This window comes from Agrococcus sp. SCSIO52902, from assembly GCF_022983135.1.
In the GTDB taxonomy this organism is placed as follows: domain Bacteria; phylum Actinomycetota; class Actinomycetes; order Actinomycetales; family Microbacteriaceae; genus Agrococcus; species Agrococcus sediminis.
The window spans coordinates 2214238-2229743 of record NZ_CP095269.1; the positions used below are offsets into that span (position 1 = coordinate 2214238).

The window sequence follows — 15506 nt, forward strand, 5'->3', positions numbered from 1 at the left end:
CGACCTCCTCCGCCGGTCGCCAAGCCTACCGGCGACTACGGTGGGCACCGTGCTCGACACCGCCATCGACCTCCTCCGCGGCCGCCGCATCGCGGTGCTCACGGGCGCGGGCATCTCGACCGACTCCGGCATCCCCGACTACCGGGGCGAGGGCGCTCCGCGCCGCACGCCGATGGTGTTCGACACCTTCCTGAGCAGCGAGGATGCCCGCCGGCGCTACTGGGCCGGCAGCCACCTGGGCTGGCGCAGCTTCGCGTCGGTGCACCCGAACGACGGCCACCGGGCGCTCGCGCACATGGAGGAGGCGGGCCTCATCACCGGCATCGCCACCCAGAACGTCGACGACCTGCACGAGCGGGCCGGCTCGGCCAACGTCACGCACGTGCACGGGCGGCTGCACACCGTGTCGTGCCTGCGCTGCGGGCGCACCTTCGACCGGCACCGCATCGCCGACGAGATCGAGCGGCTGAACCCCTGGATCGCGATGCCCGAGCAGGTGCGGCTGCAGCCCGACGGCGACGTCGAGATCGACGCGTCGCAGGAGTTCGAGGTGCCGTCGTGCCCCGTGTGCGGCGGCATGCTGAAGCCCGACGTCGTCTTCTTCGGCGAGACCGTGCCGCCGCAGGTGTTCGCCGAGGCGCGCGACATCATCGCCGCGGGCGACGCGGTGCTCGTCGCCGGCTCGTCGCTCGTGGTGAACTCCGGCACGCGGCTGCTCGAGGTCGCCCGCCGCGCCGACGTGCCCATCGTGATCGTGAACCGCGGCGAGACGCGCTGGGACGCGCGCTCCGCCGTGCGCGTCGAGGGCGGCACGAGCGAGACGCTGTCGGCGATCGCCGACGCCCTCATCGCACCTTTTTAACGCCTCGCCTCGGCCGCGATCCGCTCCAGGAACGCGCCCAGCCGCACCGCCGACTCGCGCCAGGTGTGCTTCGCGGCCTGGGCGAGCGAGGCGCGCGAGACGGCCGCCCACTCCCCCTCGATCGCCCGCACGGCGCGGGCGAGCGCATCCGCGTCCCCGACCGGGAAGAAGCGCGCGGCGTCGCCGCCGATCTCGCGGAAGATCTCGGTGTCGGCGATCACCGCGGGCACGCCGAGGCTCATCGCCTCGAGCACCGGGATGCCGAAGCCCTCGTCGCGGGACGCGTGCACGAAGGCGGTGGCGCTGCGCAGCAGGTCGGCGTAGTCGGCGTCCGAGATGCCGTCGTGGAAGACGAGGGATGCGCCGGGCGCGAGCGCGGTCAGGCGCGCGCGGGTCGCGGGGTCGACGCGGCTGCACAGGTGCAGCTCGTGCCCGGGCAGCAGCGCGGCCGCCCGCACGAGCGTCTCGACGTCCTTGTAGGGCATGAACGAGCCCATGTAGACGAGCCGCCGCGTGGGCGGCAGCTCGTGCGCGACGGGCGCCCCGAGCGACGAGGGCGCGTTGCCGACGACCGCGACGGGCCGCCGCGTGAGGCGGTGGCGCTCGAGCAGCCGGCGGGTCGTCTCGGAGATCGTGACGACGCCGTCGACGGCGTTCAGCAGCATCCGCTGCGGCGCGAACGACAGGTGGTAGAGCCGCCACAGCCCGCGCACGAGCGGCGACTGGTCGCGCGGCGGCGTGCGGTGGCGGTAGTAGATGAGGTCGTGCACGGTCGTCACGAGCGGCCAGGCGCGCCCGACCGAGCCGATCGTCTGCATGGGCGAGAACGCGATGTCGGCGGGCACGCGCCGCAGCCGCCAGGCCGTGAGCGGCTCGAGCACGCCGGCCGGCGACGGCCCCAGCAGGTGCGGCAGCGCCGGCAGCATGCGCAGCTGGCGCTCGTCGCTCACGAGCATCGTCACGTCGTGGTCGCGGGCGAGCTCGCGCACGAGCTCGGCCGAGTAGCGGGAGATGCCGTCGTGGTGCTCGAGGCGCACGTAGCGGCAGTCGAAGAGGATGCGCACGCGGCTACCGCGCCTCGGCGAGGAAGCGGCGGATGATCGCGGCGGCCTCGCGGGGCTGCTCGTAGTGCACGAGGTGGCCGACGCCGTGCAGCACCGACAGCCGCGCGTCCCGGAAGCGGGTGCGGAGCCGGTGCTGCTCGGCGATGGGGGTGATGTCGTCGCGGTCGGCGGCGATCAGCTGCACCGGCTGCGGGATGCGGTGCGCGACCTCGCCGACCGTGTGGCGGATCGAGGCGTCGAAGGCCTCGAGCACCGAGCGGCGCGAGGCGTAGCGCGAGAAGTAGCGGTCGTGCTGGTCGTGGATCCAGCGCTTCAGCCGGCGGTCGCGCGTCTTCGCCATGAAGGCGCTCATGCCGCGCACGATCGGCGGCGCGCCGAGCAGCGCGAGCCCCGCGCGCTCGGGGAGCGCCGCGGCGGCGCGGTAGTAGCCGAGGGCGAGGAGCGACCCGAGTCGCTCGCCGCCCTCGAGCGCGGGCGTCGCGATGGGGTTGACGAGCACGATGCGGGGCGCCTCGATGCCGCCGGCCGCGGCGTGCGCGACCACGATGGAGCCGAAGGAGTGGCCGAGCACCGCGGCGCCGGGCGCCACGACGGCGACGAGCGCACGCAGCCACGCGGCGTACGCGTCGATCGTGGCGTGCGGGAGCGCCTCCGACTCCCCGAACCCGGGCAGGTCGGGCACGATCGTGCGCATGCCCGGCAGGTGGGCGACGATCGGCTCGAGCCCGTGGTGGTCGCCGCGGAACCCGTGCACGAGCACGAGCGGCGGGGCCGCGGGGTCGCCGTACTCGAAGACCGCGGTGCGCGTGCCGTCGACCACCGCGTCGTACCGGCGCTGCGGCAGCGCGTCGAGCAGCGCGGCGTACGGGGACTCGATCGGCACCCGCCGAGCCTACCGGCGGGTGTGGGCGGCCGCGGCTACCGTGGGCGCATGGTCGGAACGAACGTGCAGCAGCTCCCCCTCCCGGTCGAGCGGGCGACGGCCGAGCCGGTCGCGGCCGGGCAGCCGGTCGCGGCTGCGCCGCAGCTCCACCGCCCGATCCTCGCCGTGAGCCCCCACGCACCCGACCGCTGGATCGACCGCCTGGTGGTCTTCGACCTCGAGACGACCGGCGTCGACCCGTCCGAGGCGCGCATCGTCACCGCGTACGTCGGCGTGCTGGATGCGTCGGGCGCGGTCGTCGAGGAGCGCTCCTGGATCGTCGACCCCGGCATCGAGATCCCCGAGGGATCGGTCGCCGTGCACGGCATCACCACCGAGCGCGCCCGCGCCGAGGGTGCCCAGGCGGCGGGCGCGGTGTGCGAGATCCGCGACGTGCTGGCCGGCTACTGGGCGCAGGGGCTCGCGGTGTGCGCGTTCAACGCCGCCTACGACATCTCGCTGCTCGACGCCGAGTGCCGCAGGCACGGCCACGAGCCGCTCGCCGCGATGCCGGTGATCGACCCGATGGTGCTCGACAAGCAGCTCGACCGGTTCCGCCGCGGCAAGCGCACGCTCACCGTCGCGAGCGAGGTGTACGGCGTCGAGCTGCTCGACGCGCACGACGCGAGCGCCGACGCGATCGCCGCCGGCCGCATCGCGCAGGCGATGGCGATGCGGTTCCCTGAGCTGCGCATCGACCCGATCTCGCTGCACGAGCTGACAGCCGGCTGGGCCGACGAGCAGGCCGCGGGCTTCGAGGAGTACCGCCGCCGCACCGACCCCTCCTTCAGCGCGGGGCGCGGCTGGCCGCTGCGGTCCTGAGCGCCTCCGGCGTTCGGGGCTGACGCCCCAGCCCGCGGTCCTGCCGCCCCGCCGGCACGGCTCCTGGAGCACCCGACCATGTCAGTGGCCGGGTGTTGTCTTGCTGCATGGAGGGCTTCGGCATCGACGCGGAGGAGTACATCGCCGCCGTGCGCGCGGGCGCCATCGACCCGCAGGGCGCGACGGCGCTCGAGCTCGAGGCATCGCTCGAGGCGTTCGACCGCGAGTGGCGGGAGCGGCTCCTCGCGCTCTCCGATGCCGAGGTCGACGAGCTCGCGCGCTCCGGCTCGCCGCTGCCGCCCATGACGACGGCGGTCGAGGGCGCGGCCGAGCAGCAGCTGCGCCTCGACGCCGAGTTCGCGGGCCGCATGCGCGGGCTCGAGCAGCAGTCGGCACGCATCGAGGGCGAGCGCCGGGCGCTCATGGCCGAGCACCTGCAGCGCGCGCTCGACGACGGGCGCGACTCCGGCGTCGCGATCCGCGAGCTCGCTTCGCTCGCGGCGGTCGAGCTGCGCGTGTCGCACCGCGGGCTCGAGCGCCGCATGACCGAGGCATGGCAGCTCGTGCGCGAGCTGCCGGCGGCGCACGAGGCCGCCGCCGCGGGTCGCATCACCGTCGGCCACCTGCGGGTGATCGAGGCCGAGACGCGCGCGGTCCGGCTCGACCCCGCGATCGAGCCCCACGAGCGCGAGGCGGTCGAGGCCGAGCTCGTGCGCATCGCCGAGACCACGACTCCCGGTCGGCTCCGCGCTCGCGCGAAGCGCGCGGTGCAGCGGGTGCTGACGGCGCCCCTCCAGCAGCGGCACGACGTCGCGCGCGAGCGGCGGGCGGTCGAGCTCCACGACCGCGGCGACGGCATGTGCGACCTCGTCGCGCACATCCCCGCCGCGCTCGGCGCTGGCATCCTCGACCGCCTCACGCAGGCGGCGCGCGGCAAGCCGAAGGACGACCCGCGCACGGCCGACCAGTTCCGGGCCGACGCGCTGTGCGAGGTGCTGCTCGTGGGCGTCGTCCCCGACGACGCGCACGGCGTCTCGCCGCTGCGCGCCCACGTCGCGATCACGATCCCGGCCACCGAGCTGCTGCGCGACGAGGGCACGCCGGGGCTGCCGTTCCCGGCTGCGCTCGACGGGCGGATCCTCGTCGACCGCGCCACCGCCCGGTGGCTCGCCGGCGGCGCGAGCGCCTGGGAGCGCCTGTTCACCGACCCGGTCACGGGCGTGGCCAGCACGGTCGACACCTACCGCCCGAGCGCCGCGCAGCGGAGGTGGCTGCTCGCGCGCGACGGCGGCTGCCGATTCCCGCTCTGCGCGGCCGCCGGCATGCGCGCCGACCTCGACCACACCCTCGACTGGGCCCAGGGCGGCGCCACGAGCCTCGACAACCTGGCCACGCTGTGCCGCGGAGATCACGTGCTGAAGCACGCCTCCGGCTGGCGCATGCGCCAGCTCGGCCACGGCGTCATCGAGTGGACGACACCGCTCGGCGCGACGCTCGTCGACGAGCCCGTGCCCGTCGGACCGACGTTCGCCGATCTGCGGGCCGCAGCGCCGCCCGGCGAGCCGGCCCCGCCGTCGCCGGACGACTGGTGGAGCGCGCGAATCGAGCCGGATCCGGAGCTGCTGCGCTACGTGCGCGGGCAGTCGACAGGCATGGCCTGGGAGCGCGGCCTCGCTCCGCCGCGCGGGTCATGAGGGCACCCGGGGCACGACGAAGGGCGACCCGCCGCGCGGGTCATGAGTGCACCGCGGGCACGACGAAGGGCGACGAGCCGAAGCCCGTCGCCCTGCGTGTCAGGCGCTGCGCGCCCGAGGTCTCGCGGCTGCGATCAGCCGCCGAAGCCCTTGTAGCGGTTCTTGAACTTCTCGACGCGGCCGGCCGAGTCCATGATGCGCTGCTTGCCCGTGTAGAACGGGTGCGAGGCGCTCGAGATCTCGACGTCGATGACGGGGTACGTCTCGCCGTCTAGCTCGATCGTCTTGTCGCTGGTGATCGTCGAGCGCGTGAGGAACGTCTCGCCCGAGGCGAGGTCGCGGAACACGATCGGCTGGTAGTCGGGGTGGATCTCGGTCTTCATGGTCGTCCTTGGTGTCGCTCGAGCGCGGAAAGTCCTTCGGCCAACGTGCGGGCCGACTGACGAGTGTATCAGGTGGTCGGGGTGCGGGCGAGCCTCAGCGCGTCGCGCGAGCGGCCCACCGGCCACCCTCGTGGGCGATCTCGAGCGGGAGCCCGAAGGTCTCGGTGAGGTGCGCATCCGTCAGCACGTCCTCGAGCGGACCGGCCGCGACGACGCGGCCCTCGCGCAGCAGCATGCCGTGCGTGAAGCCCGGCGGGATCTCCTCGACGTGGTGCGTGACCATGATGATCGCGGGCGCCAGCGGGCTCGACGCGTACTCCTCGAGCGACTGCAGCAGCGACTCGCGCGCACCGAGGTCGAGGCTGCCCGCCGGCTCGTCGAGCAGCATGAGCTCGGGGTCGGTCATCACCGCTCGCGCGATCTGCACGCGCTTGCGCTCGCCGTCGGAGAGCGTGCCGAAGGTGCGGGTCGAGAGGCCCGTGAGGTCCCACGCGTCCATCACCTCGGCCGCGCGCTCGAGGTCGAACGACTCGTAGCGCTCGCGCCAGCGGCCCGTCACCGCGTAGGCGGCCGTCAGCACGACGTCGCCGACGCGCTCGGTCGCGGGGATCTGTCGCGCGAGCCCCGTGGCTGCGAGCCCGATGCGGGTGCGCAGCTCGAAGACGTCGACGCCGCCGACCCGCTCCCCCAGCACGTGCGCCGTGCCGGAGGTCGGATGCGCCGTGGCGGCCGCGATCTGCAGGATCGTCGACTTGCCGGCGCCGTTCGGCCCCAGGATCACCCAGCGGTCGGCCTCGTCGACCGTCCAGGAGAGCTGATCGAGGATGCGGTTGCCGCCACGGACGAACGAGACGTCGTGGAGCTCGAGGACGCTGGCCATAGGAGCGAGCCTACCGAGCGCGCTCGGCGATCACCGCCGCGTAGACCTCGCGCGTCTGCTCGGCGATGCGCCCCCAGTCGAAGTGCTCGGCGGCGCGCCGGCGGCCCGCCTCGCCCATGCGGCGCGCGGCCTCGGGGTCGGCGACCATGCGGGTGAGCGCATCCGCCAGGTCGGCGACATAGCGATCGGGATCCGTGGGCGTGCCGGTGCCGTCCTGCACCTGGTCGATCGGCACGAGGAAGCCGGTGACGCCGTCGTCGATGACCTCGGGGATGCCGCCGGTCGCCGACCCGACGACGGGTGCCCCGCACGCCATCGCCTCGAGGTTCACGATGCCGAGCGGCTCGTAGACGCTCGGGCAGACGAAGGTCGTCGCGTGCGTGAGCAGCACCCGCAGGTCGTCGCGCGGGAGCACCTCGTCGATCCACACGACGCCCTCGCGGGTCTGCTGCAGCTCCTGCACCAGGCCCTTCACCTCGGCCATGATCTCGGGCGTGTCGGGCGCGCCGGCGCACAGGATCAGCTGCACGTCCTCCGGCAGCGCCGCGGCGGCGCGCAGCAGGTGCGGCAGCCCCTTCTGGCGCGTGATGCGCCCGACGAAGACGACCGAGGGCCGATCCGGGTCGAGGCCCAGCTCGCGGGCGCGGTCGGCGTCGACGTTCGGCGCCCAGCCCTCGAGGTCGATGCCGTTGTAGATCGTGACGACCTTCTCCGGGTCGAGCGCGGGATAGGAGCGCAGGATGTCGGCGCGCATGCCGTTCGACACCGCGATCACGCGGTCGGCCGCCTCGTACGCCCGGCGCTCGATGTCGCTCGAGATGCGGTAGCCGCCGCCGAGCTGCTCGGCCTTCCACGGCCGCAGCGGCTCGAGCGAGTGCGCGCTCACCACGTGCGGGATCCCGTGCAGCTCCTGCGCGAGCCTGCCCGCCTCGTTCGCGTACCAGGTGTGCGAGTGCACGAGGTCGGAGCCGGCGACCGCATCCGCGATCTGCAGGTCGACCGCGAGCGTCTGCAGCGCCCCGTTCGCGTCGGCGAGCTCGGCCGGCACGTCGTAGGCGGTCGTGTCCGCCTCGTCGCGCGGCTGCCCGAAGCAGCGCACCTGCACCTCGATCGAGCGCCGCAGCGCCTTCACGAGCTCGGTGACGTGCACGCCGGCGCCTCCGTAGATGGCCGGCGGGTACTCCTTGGTGACCAGGTCGACGCGCATGGCATCACAGTACGCGAGCGGGCCCGTGCGGCGGCGCGCTCCCTGGTGGCGACCAGGGCGGGCGCATAGGGTGACGACATGGACAAGAAGGTCTTCGGGATCGTGCTCGCCGGCGGCGAAGGGAAGCGGCTGATGCCGCTGACGGCGGACCGCGCCAAGCCCGCGGTGCCGTTCGGCGGCGCGTACCGCCTGATCGACTTCGCGATCTCGAACCTCATCAACTCGAGCCTGCGGCAGATCGTCGTGCTGACGCAGTACAAGTCGCACTCGCTCGACCGCCACGTCTCGCAGGTGTGGCGCATGTCGTCGATGCTGAACTCCTATGTCACCTCGGTGCCCGCCCAGCAGCGCACCGGCAAGCACTGGTTCGCCGGCTCCGCCGACGCGATCTTCCAGTCGCTCAACCTCATCGCCGACGAGAAGCCCGACATCGTCGTCGTGGTCGGCGCCGATCACGTCTACCGCATGGACTTCCGCGACATGATCGACGCGCACATCGCCTCCGGCGCGCGCGCCACCGTCGCCGGCATCCGCCAGCCGCTCGAGCTCGCCAACCAGTTCGGCGTCATCGAGGAGGACGCCGACCGGCCCGGCATCATCCGCGCCTTCCACGAGAAGCCCGCCGACGCATCCGGCCTCGTCGTCGCCCCGGGCGAGGTGCTCGCCTCGATGGGCAACTACGTCTTCGACGCCGACGCGCTCGTCGAGGCCGTCACGGCCGACAACGAGCTCGAGGGCTCGAACCACGACATGGGCGGCGACATCGTGCCCTGGTTCGTCGAGCGCGGCGAGGCCGCCATGTACGACCTGAAGAACAACACCGTGCCGGGCGCGACCGAGCGCGACAAGTACTACTGGCGCGACGTCGGCACGATCGAGTCGTTCTTCGACGCGCACATGGACCTCATCTCGGCGCTGCCGATCTTCAACCTCTACAACCGCGAGTGGCCCATCTACACGCAGACCGTGAACGCGCCGCCCGCGAAGTTCACCAGGGATGCGTGGGGTCGCGCCGCCGACGTCAACGAGGCGATCGTCGGCGCGGGATCCGTCGTGCAGGGCGCGTCGATCGTGCGCAGCGTCGTCTCCCCCTGGTGCGTCGTCGACGCCGGCGCGACCGTCTCCGACGCGATCCTGTTCGACCAGGTGCGCGTGGGCGCCGGCGCCGTCGTGCGCCGCGCGATCATCGACAAGGAGGTCGAGATCGGTCCGGGCGTGCAGGTGGGCGTCGACCACGACGCCGACCGCGCCCGCGGCTTCTCGGTCTCCGCCTCCGGCATCGTCACGGTGCCCAAGGGCCAGAAGATCCATCAGTGACCGGGGCGCAGCTGCTCGTCGTCACCGATGTCGATTCGACCCTCATCCGCGATGAGGTGATCGAGCTGCTCGCGCGCGCCGTCGGACCGGCCGCCGAGCGCCACGTCGCCGAGGTCACCGAGCGCGCGATGCTCGGCGAGCTCGACTTCGCCGCCTCGCTCGCCGAGCGCCTCAGCATCCTCCGCGGCCTGCCCGCGTCGGTCGTCGACGAGGCGCGCGCCCAGGTCACCGTCACCGACGGCGTGCCCGAGCTCATCGCCGCCGTCCACGAGCGCGGCGGCGTCGTCGCGGCGGTCTCGGGCGGCTTCCACGAGGTGCTCGACCCGATCGCCGCCGACCTGGGCATCGACCACGCGCGCGCCAACCGGCTCGAGGTGCGCGACGGGCTCCTGACCGGCCGCTCGAGCGGCCCCGTCATCGACGGCGCCGCCAAGCGCGACACGCTCGAGTCGCTGCGCCTCAACTACGGCGTGCCGCGCGAGCGCACGATGGCCGTCGGCGACGGCGCGAACGACCTGCTGATGATGGGTGCCGCGGGCGTCTCGGTCGCCTTCTGCGCGAAGCCCGCCGTGCGCGCGCAGGCCTCGGCGATCGTCGAGGAGCCCGACTTCCGCCTGCTCATCCCGCTGCTCCCCGCTTGAGGCGCACCGTGCCCGGCCAGCGCATCGCGATCGTCTCAGACATGCACGGCAACCTCGGCGCCTTCGAGGCGGTGCTCGCCGATGCGCGCGAGCGGGGCGCGGATGCGGTGTGGTGCGGCGGCGACCTCGTCGGCAAGGGCCCGCGCGGCCGCGCCGTCGTGGAGCTGGCGCGCGAGGCGTGCGACGTCGTCGTGCGCGGCAACTGGGACGAGGCGGTCGCCGACCCCTCGGCCGCGCCGTGGTCGGCGCCCGAGTGGTACCGCGACGAGGTGGGGCCCGAGGGCGTCGCGTGGCTCGGCGCCCTGCCGTTCCACCACGACGCGCAGCTCGCCGGGCACCGCGTGCGGCTCTTCCACGCGTCGTCGACGTCGGTGCACCACCGGGTGCGCTGGGGCGCCGACGACGCGACCTTCGACGCGATGTTCCGGGCGACGGATGCGACGGGCCCGGTCGGCGACGCCGACGTCGTCGTGTACGGCGACCTGCACGACCAGTGGCTCGACGTCCGCCGCGGCCGGCGGCTCCTCAACACCGGCAGCGCCGGCAACGCGCTCGACGGCGACCCGACCGCCGCCTACGTGCTCCTCGACGACGACGGGCCCGGCCGGCTGTCCGTGCGCTTCGTCCGCGTGCCCTACGACGTCGACGCCGAGATCGACGTGGCGCGCGACATGCGCAGCCCGTTCCTCGAGCACTGGATCGAGGAGCTCCGCACCGGGCAGTACCAGCGCCGGATCTGACGCTCCGCCACGAGGCGAGGACTCCCCCGCTCCCGGTCTCGGATCGAGGAGCCATCGTCCTCGATCCGCAACCGATCCTCGATCCGTGCGGCGTCAGTCCTCGAGCAGCGCCCGCAGCCGCTCGAGGTCGGCGGCCACGGCCCGCGCGTCCGCCTCGAACGCATCCGCCGACATGCCGGGCAGCCGGCGCAGGGTGAAGACCACCTCGGCGCCGAGCGGATGCGCGAGCACGCGGAGCGGGTTGTGCACCACCGCGCCGCCCGGCAGGGTCACGTCGTGGTCGAGCACGCCGAGGTCGTTCGGCGGCGCGAAGCGCACCCGCACCTCGCCCATCGGCGAGTCGACGACGAGCGCGTCGCCCTCGCGGCGGAGGGCGCCGGAGGCGAGGCCCGCCGCCCACTGCGGCAGCCGCTCCGGGTCGCCCGCGACCGCGGCGACCTCGCGCCGGTCGCGCCGGATCACGACGGAGAGGTGCCGGCTCTCCATCGCCCGGCCGCTGTCCATCGCGGCGTCAGTGCCCCATGCCGAGGCCGCCGTCGACGGGGATGACCGCGCCCGAGATGTAGGCGGCCTCGTCGCCCGCGAGCCACCGCACCACGCCGGCGACCTCGGCGGGGCTGCCGTACCGGCCGGCCGGGATCGCCTTCCGGTACTCGGCCTGCGTCTGCTCGTCGAGCTCGGCGGTCATGTCGGTCTCGATGAAGCCGGGCGCGACGACGTTCGCGGTGATGCCGCGGGCGCCCAGCTCGCGCGTGATCGACCGCGCGATGCCGACGAGGCCGGCCTTCGACGCGGCGTAGTTGACCTGGCCGGGGCCGCCGTAGAGCCCGACGACGCTCGAGATCAGCACGATGCGGCCCCACTTCGCGCGCAGCATGCCCTTCGAGGCGCGCTGCACGACGCGGAACGCGCCGCCCAGGTTGGTGTCGACGACGTCGGTGAAGTCCTGCTCGCTCATCCGCATGAGCAGCGTGTCGCGGGTGATGCCGGCGTTCGCGACCACGACCTCGACGGGGCCGAGCTCGGCCTCGACCCGCGTGAACGCCGCGTCGATCGAGGCGGCGTCGGTCACGTCGGCGGCGACCGCCAGCGCCCCCTCCGGCCCGGAGCCGTCGCGCGAGGTGATCGCGACGCGGTGCCCGGCGTCGAGGAAGGACTGGGCGATGGCGCGGCCGATGCCGCGGTTGCCGCCGGTGACGAGCACGGTGCGAGAGGTCATGCGAGCCAGCCTACGTCGCAGGGCGTGCGCATAGCGGCCGCGCGTAGACTGCCCAGAGCCATGCGAGCTCGATCCGCGTCGATCACCGACCTCCCGATCTCCCCTGACGAGGATCGTCAGAGGCGCTTCCGCACGTACCTCATCCTCATGCTCGTGCGCGTCGCGTGCCTCGGCATCTTCTTCGTGGTGCCCGACTGGTGGAAGCTGATCCCCGCGTTCTTCGCCGTGTTCATCCCCTACTTCGCCGTCGTCATCGCCAACCAGGTCGGCAGCACCGGGCCCGAGGTCGGCCGCGTCGCGCCGAACGCGCTGCCGCCGGGTCCGTCCGGCGGCTCCCCGACCGGCAGCACCGGCACCTCCGGCCCGTCCCCGGACGAGCGCCCGTGAGCCTGCTGTCGATGCTCGGCGGCGGCACGGCGACGCCGTGCTCCGCGGCCGGCTGCGCCGCCGACGCGGTGCACGCGGTGCACTGGCGCAACCCCCGCATCCACCCCGTCGACCGCGTGAAGACCTGGGCTGCGTGCGACGAGCACCGCGCGCAGCTCGAGGCGTGGCTCGCGTCGCGCGGCTTCCCGGTCGCGGTGACGCCCTTCGGCGAGAGCGTGGAGCGGGTCGCCTGATGCTCCGCCTGCTCCGCCAGCCGCGCTGGCTCGGCTACCTCGCGCTGGCGACCGCCTTCGCCATCGCGTGCAGCGCCTTCGGCGTCTGGCAGTGGAACCGCCGCGAGGAGGCGCTCGCCGCCATCGAGCGGCTCGAGTCGAACTACGACCGGCAGCCCGTGCCGGTGGCGGATGCGCTCCCCCAGCCGGGCGCGTTCGACCCCGACCGGCAGTGGACGCCGGTGCTGCTCGAGGGCGAGTACCTGACGGAGGAGCAGCTCCTGCTGCGCGGCCGCTGGCGCGGCGGCCAGGTGGGCTTCGACGTCATCGCGCCGTTCCGCACGGCCGACGGCACCGTCTTCGTCGTCGACCGCGGCTGGATCGACCAGGCCGAGGGCGCCGAGGAGCCCGTCAGCGCGCCGGCGACCCCCGAGGGCCCGACGACGGTCGTGGCGCGGCTGCGCCCCAACGAGGGCGACATCGCGGGCCGCGGCGCGCCCGAGGGGCAGATCGCGTCGGTGAACCTGCCGGCCATCGCCGAGGGGCTCGGCGCGCCGACCTACACCGGGGCGTACGGCCTGCTCGTGAGCGAGGGCGGCGCCGCGCCCGGCGACGTCGCGATCGCCGCGCGGCCCGTGCTCGACGAGGGCCCGCACCTGTCGTACACGCTGCAGTGGTTCGTCTTCGCGCTCGGCGGCTACGCGGCCGTCGCGTGGGGCCTGCGCGAGGAGCTGCGCGGCGCCGCGGCGACGCCCCGGCCCGAGCGCGTGCGGCGCACGGACGCCGACGTCGAGGACGACATCCTCGACCGGGGCTAGCGAGCGGTCGCTAGCGGGCGTCGGCGTCCGGGTCGTCGCGCCGCACGACCGGGATCGCCTCGGTGCGCAGCGCCGGCACCCGCCAGTGCAGCAGCTCGCTCGCGATGCGCAGCCCGCACACGAGCAGGGCGATCAGGCCCAGCACGAGCCAGTTGCCGACGCCGAGCTCGACCGCGGCCGCCGCGGCGCTCGAGCCGACGAGCGCGGGCAGGAGGTAGAGCCGCGACTCGCGGCGGAACACGGCCGGGATCTCGTTCGCGAGGGCGTCGCGCAGGATGCCGCCGCCGATGCCCGTGAGCATGCCGACGAACGCCGCCCCCACCGGTCCGACGCCGAAGTCGATCGCCTTCCTCGCGCCCTCGACGGCGAAGATGCCGAGCCCGATCGCGTCGAACACCAGCACCGGGCGGTCGAGGCGCTCGATCCACCGGTGGAGGACGAAGACCACGAGCGCGCCCGCGAGGGCGACCGCGAGCATCCACCAGTCCACGAGCGCCGCGACCGGCGTCGCGCCGATGAGCAGGTCGCGGATCATGCCGCCGCCGGTCGCGGTGACGACCGCGAGGCCCGCCATGCCGACGACGTCCATGCGCTTCTGCACGGCGAGCAGCGCGCCCGAGATGGCGAACGCCAGGATGCCGACCGCCGAGAAGCCGTCGCGCAGGACGGCGAGCCAGCCGGTCGGCTCCTCCACCGCTACGCCAGCCCGATGAGGTCGAGGTACTCCGGGCTCCAGAGGTCCTCGGTGCCGTCGGGCATGATGAGCACCCGCTCGGGGTCGAGCGCCTCGACGGCGCCCTCGTCGTGGCTGACGAGGATGACCGCGCCCTCGTAGGCGCCGAGCGCGCCGAGGATCTCCTCGCGGCTCGCGGGGTCGAGGTTGTTCGTCGGCTCGTCGAGCAGCAGGAGGTTGGCGCTCGAGACGACGAGCATCGCGAGCGACAGGCGGGTCTTCTCGCCGCCCGAGAGCACGCGTGCGGGCTTGTCGGCGTCGTCGCCCGTGAAGAGGAAGGAGCCGAGCACGCGCCGCGCCTCGGTCGAGGTGATGTCGGGCGATGCCGAGAGCATGTTCGCGAGCACCGAGCGCTCGACGTCGAGCGTCTCGTGCTCCTGCGCGTAGTAGCCGACGCGCAGGCCGTGGCCGCGCTCGATCTCGCCCGTGTCGCTCTCGGAGACGCCGGCGAGGATGCGCAGCAGCGTCGTCTTGCCGGCGCCGTTGAGGCCCAGGATCACGACGCGCGAGCCGCGGTCCACCGCGAGGTCGACGGCCGTGAAGATCTCGAGCGACCCGTACGACTTCGACAGGTCGCGCGCCATGATGGGCGTCTTCCCGACCGGCGCCGGCTTCGGGAAGCGCAGCTTGGCCACCCGGTCGACGGCACGGACGTCCTCGAGCCCGGAGCGCATCCGCTCGGCCCGCTTCGCCATCTGCTTCGACGCGACGGCCTTCGTGGCCTTCGCGCCCATCTTCGCCGCCTGCAGCTCGAGCTGGCTCGCCTGCTTCTCGACGTTCGCGCGCTCGCGCTTGCGGCGCTCGGCGTCGGCCTCGCGCTGGCGCAGGTACAGCTTCCACGACATGTTGTAGATGTCGATCACCTGGCGGTTCGCGTCGAGGTAGAAGACGCGGTTCACCGTCTCCTCGACGAGCTGCACGTCGTGGCTGATGATGAGCAGCCCGCCCTGGTAGCCCTTCAGGAACTCGCGCAGCCACACCACCGAGTCGGCGTCGAGGTGGTTGGTGGGCTCGTCGAGCAGCATCGTGTCGGCGCCCGAGAAGAGGATGCGCGCGAGCTCGATGCGGCGGCGCTGGCCGCCCGAGAGCGTCTCGAGCGGCTGGTCGAGGATGCGGTCGGGCAGCTGCAGGTTCGAGGCGATCGCGGCACCCTCGGCCTCGGCCGCGTAGCCGCCGAGCGCCAGGAAGCGGTCCTCGAGGCGGCTGTAGCGGCGCATCGCGTCGTCGGCGACGCTGCCGCCCTCCCCCATCTGCTCGGTCGCCAGGCGCATGCCCTCGACGAGCTCGCCGAGCCCGCGGGCGTCGAGGATGCGGCGGCGGGCCGTCTGCTTCGGGTCGCCCGAGCGCGGGTCCTGCGGCAGGTAGCCGATCTCGCCCGAGCGCTCGACGGTGCCGGAGAAGGTGTGGCCGTCGCGGTCGTCGCTGATGCCGGCGAGCACCTTCGTCATGGTGGTCTTGCCGGCGCCGTTGCGGCCCACGAGCCCGATCTTGTCGCCCGCGGAGATGCGGAAGGAGACGTCGGTCATCAGGGTGCGCGGGCCCACGGAGAGCTCGAATTCGCGCACGTCGATCATGTCGGTCCTGTCGGGGTGGGGGTCGCGGGCG

The 15506-nt window shown here is 73.8% G+C and carries 18 protein-coding genes; 9 read left to right on the forward strand and 9 right to left on the reverse strand.

Features of this window, described 5'->3' with window-relative positions; genetic code table 11:
* The first annotated feature begins 49 nt into the window (after positions 1-49).
* Positions 50-862 (forward strand): Sir2 family NAD-dependent protein deacetylase, encoded by an 813-nt coding sequence (locus MU522_RS10940; RefSeq protein ID WP_225792721.1) that lies wholly within the window; start codon positions 50-52, stop codon positions 860-862.
* Here the strand turns inward: MU522_RS10940 and MU522_RS10945 are convergent.
* A complete protein-coding gene (locus tag MU522_RS10945) occupies positions 859-1926 on the reverse strand; it encodes a glycosyltransferase family 1 protein (RefSeq protein WP_246990968.1) in 1068 nt (355 codons plus the stop codon). The genes MU522_RS10940 and MU522_RS10945 overlap by 4 nt on opposite strands.
* Before the next feature lie 4 nt (positions 1927-1930).
* Positions 1931-2809 carry an alpha/beta hydrolase gene (locus tag MU522_RS10950; protein WP_246990970.1) on the reverse strand — a complete coding sequence of 293 codons (879 nt, stop codon included), beginning with the start codon at positions 2807-2809 and terminating at the stop codon, positions 1931-1933.
* 48 nt (positions 2810-2857) lie between these two features.
* Here MU522_RS10950 and MU522_RS10955 point away from each other — a divergent pair, with 48 nt between their 5' ends.
* Both MU522_RS10955 and MU522_RS10960 read left to right on the forward strand, forming a co-directional pair.
* Positions 2858-3670, forward strand: a complete 813-nt coding sequence (locus tag MU522_RS10955; protein ID WP_246990972.1) for a 3'-5' exonuclease — start codon at positions 2858-2860, stop codon at positions 3668-3670.
* Positions 3671-3777: 107 nt separating this feature from the next.
* Positions 3778-5364 (forward strand): HNH endonuclease signature motif containing protein, encoded by a 1587-nt coding sequence (locus MU522_RS10960; protein ID WP_246990973.1) that lies wholly within the window; start codon positions 3778-3780, stop codon positions 5362-5364.
* Positions 5365-5498: 134 nt separating this feature from the next.
* Here the strand turns inward: MU522_RS10960 and MU522_RS10965 are convergent, their stop codons facing one another.
* The 3 genes from MU522_RS10965 to glgA all read right to left on the reverse strand — a co-directional run bounded on the left by MU522_RS10965 (position 5499) and on the right by glgA (position 7834).
* Complete coding sequence (locus MU522_RS10965; protein ID WP_128190198.1) at positions 5499-5747, reverse strand: type B 50S ribosomal protein L31; 249 nt, start codon at positions 5745-5747, stop codon at positions 5499-5501.
* 94 nt (positions 5748-5841) lie between these two features.
* Positions 5842-6627 carry an ABC transporter ATP-binding protein gene (locus tag MU522_RS10970; RefSeq protein WP_128190199.1) on the reverse strand — a complete coding sequence of 262 codons (786 nt, stop codon included), beginning with the start codon at positions 6625-6627 and terminating at the stop codon, positions 5842-5844.
* Positions 6628-6637: 10 nt separating this feature from the next.
* A complete protein-coding gene (glgA, locus tag MU522_RS10975) occupies positions 6638-7834 on the reverse strand; it encodes a glycogen synthase (protein ID WP_246990974.1) in 1197 nt (398 codons plus the stop codon).
* A gap of 78 nt (positions 7835-7912) precedes the next feature.
* Between glgA and glgC the strand changes: the two genes are divergently transcribed.
* The 3 genes from glgC to MU522_RS10990 are packed head-to-tail and all read left to right on the forward strand — an operon-like array spanning position 7913 to position 10532.
* The gene (gene glgC, locus MU522_RS10980; protein WP_246990975.1) at positions 7913-9151 is read left to right on the forward strand and encodes a glucose-1-phosphate adenylyltransferase; all 1239 of its coding nucleotides are present in this window, start codon (positions 7913-7915) and stop codon (positions 9149-9151) included.
* Positions 9148-9792 (forward strand): phosphoserine phosphatase SerB, encoded by a 645-nt coding sequence (gene serB / locus MU522_RS10985; protein WP_246990976.1) that lies wholly within the window; start codon positions 9148-9150, stop codon positions 9790-9792. Before glgC ends, serB begins: the two co-directional genes overlap by 4 nt.
* Before the next feature lie 8 nt (positions 9793-9800).
* A complete protein-coding gene (locus tag MU522_RS10990) occupies positions 9801-10532 on the forward strand; it encodes a metallophosphoesterase family protein (RefSeq protein WP_246990978.1) in 732 nt (243 codons plus the stop codon).
* A gap of 93 nt (positions 10533-10625) precedes the next feature.
* Here MU522_RS10990 and MU522_RS10995 read toward each other — a convergent pair whose 3' ends face one another.
* Together MU522_RS10995 and fabG are read right to left on the reverse strand one after the other, a co-directional pair.
* A complete protein-coding gene (locus MU522_RS10995; protein ID WP_205649664.1) occupies positions 10626-11018 on the reverse strand; it encodes an SRPBCC family protein in 393 nt (130 codons plus the stop codon).
* Between the two features lie 25 nt (positions 11019-11043).
* Positions 11044-11751: a 3-oxoacyl-ACP reductase FabG gene (fabG, locus tag MU522_RS11000; RefSeq protein ID WP_246990980.1), complete on the reverse strand. Its 708-nt coding sequence runs from the start codon at positions 11749-11751 to the stop codon at positions 11044-11046.
* 60 nt (positions 11752-11811) lie between these two features.
* On the opposite strand from fabG, the gene MU522_RS11005 reads away from it, so the two are divergent.
* Genes MU522_RS11005 through MU522_RS11015 form a run of 3 tightly spaced genes read left to right on the forward strand, consistent with a single transcriptional unit; the run spans position 11812 to position 13168 of the window.
* Complete coding sequence (locus tag MU522_RS11005) at positions 11812-12138, forward strand: DUF3099 domain-containing protein (RefSeq protein ID WP_146356088.1); 327 nt, start codon at positions 11812-11814, stop codon at positions 12136-12138.
* 11 nt (positions 12139-12149) lie between these two features.
* On the forward strand, positions 12150-12371 hold the full coding sequence (locus MU522_RS11010; RefSeq protein ID WP_146356440.1) for a hypothetical protein: 222 nt from the start codon (positions 12150-12152) through the stop codon (positions 12369-12371).
* The gene (locus MU522_RS11015; protein ID WP_246990983.1) at positions 12371-13168 is read left to right on the forward strand and encodes an SURF1 family protein; all 798 of its coding nucleotides are present in this window, start codon (positions 12371-12373) and stop codon (positions 13166-13168) included. The genes MU522_RS11010 and MU522_RS11015 overlap by 1 nt, the downstream gene beginning before the upstream one ends.
* A 10-nt stretch (positions 13169-13178) precedes the next feature.
* Here MU522_RS11015 and MU522_RS11020 read toward each other — a convergent pair whose 3' ends face one another.
* Together MU522_RS11020 and MU522_RS11025 are read right to left on the reverse strand one after the other, a co-directional pair.
* Entirely contained in the window at positions 13179-13862 is a 684-nt protein-coding gene (locus MU522_RS11020; RefSeq protein WP_246990986.1) for a trimeric intracellular cation channel family protein, read from the reverse strand.
* A 2-nt stretch (positions 13863-13864) separates the two neighbouring features.
* Positions 13865-15475 (reverse strand): ABC-F family ATP-binding cassette domain-containing protein, encoded by a 1611-nt coding sequence (locus MU522_RS11025; protein WP_281440005.1) that lies wholly within the window; start codon positions 15473-15475, stop codon positions 13865-13867.
* Positions 15476-15506: the final 31 nt, after the last annotated feature.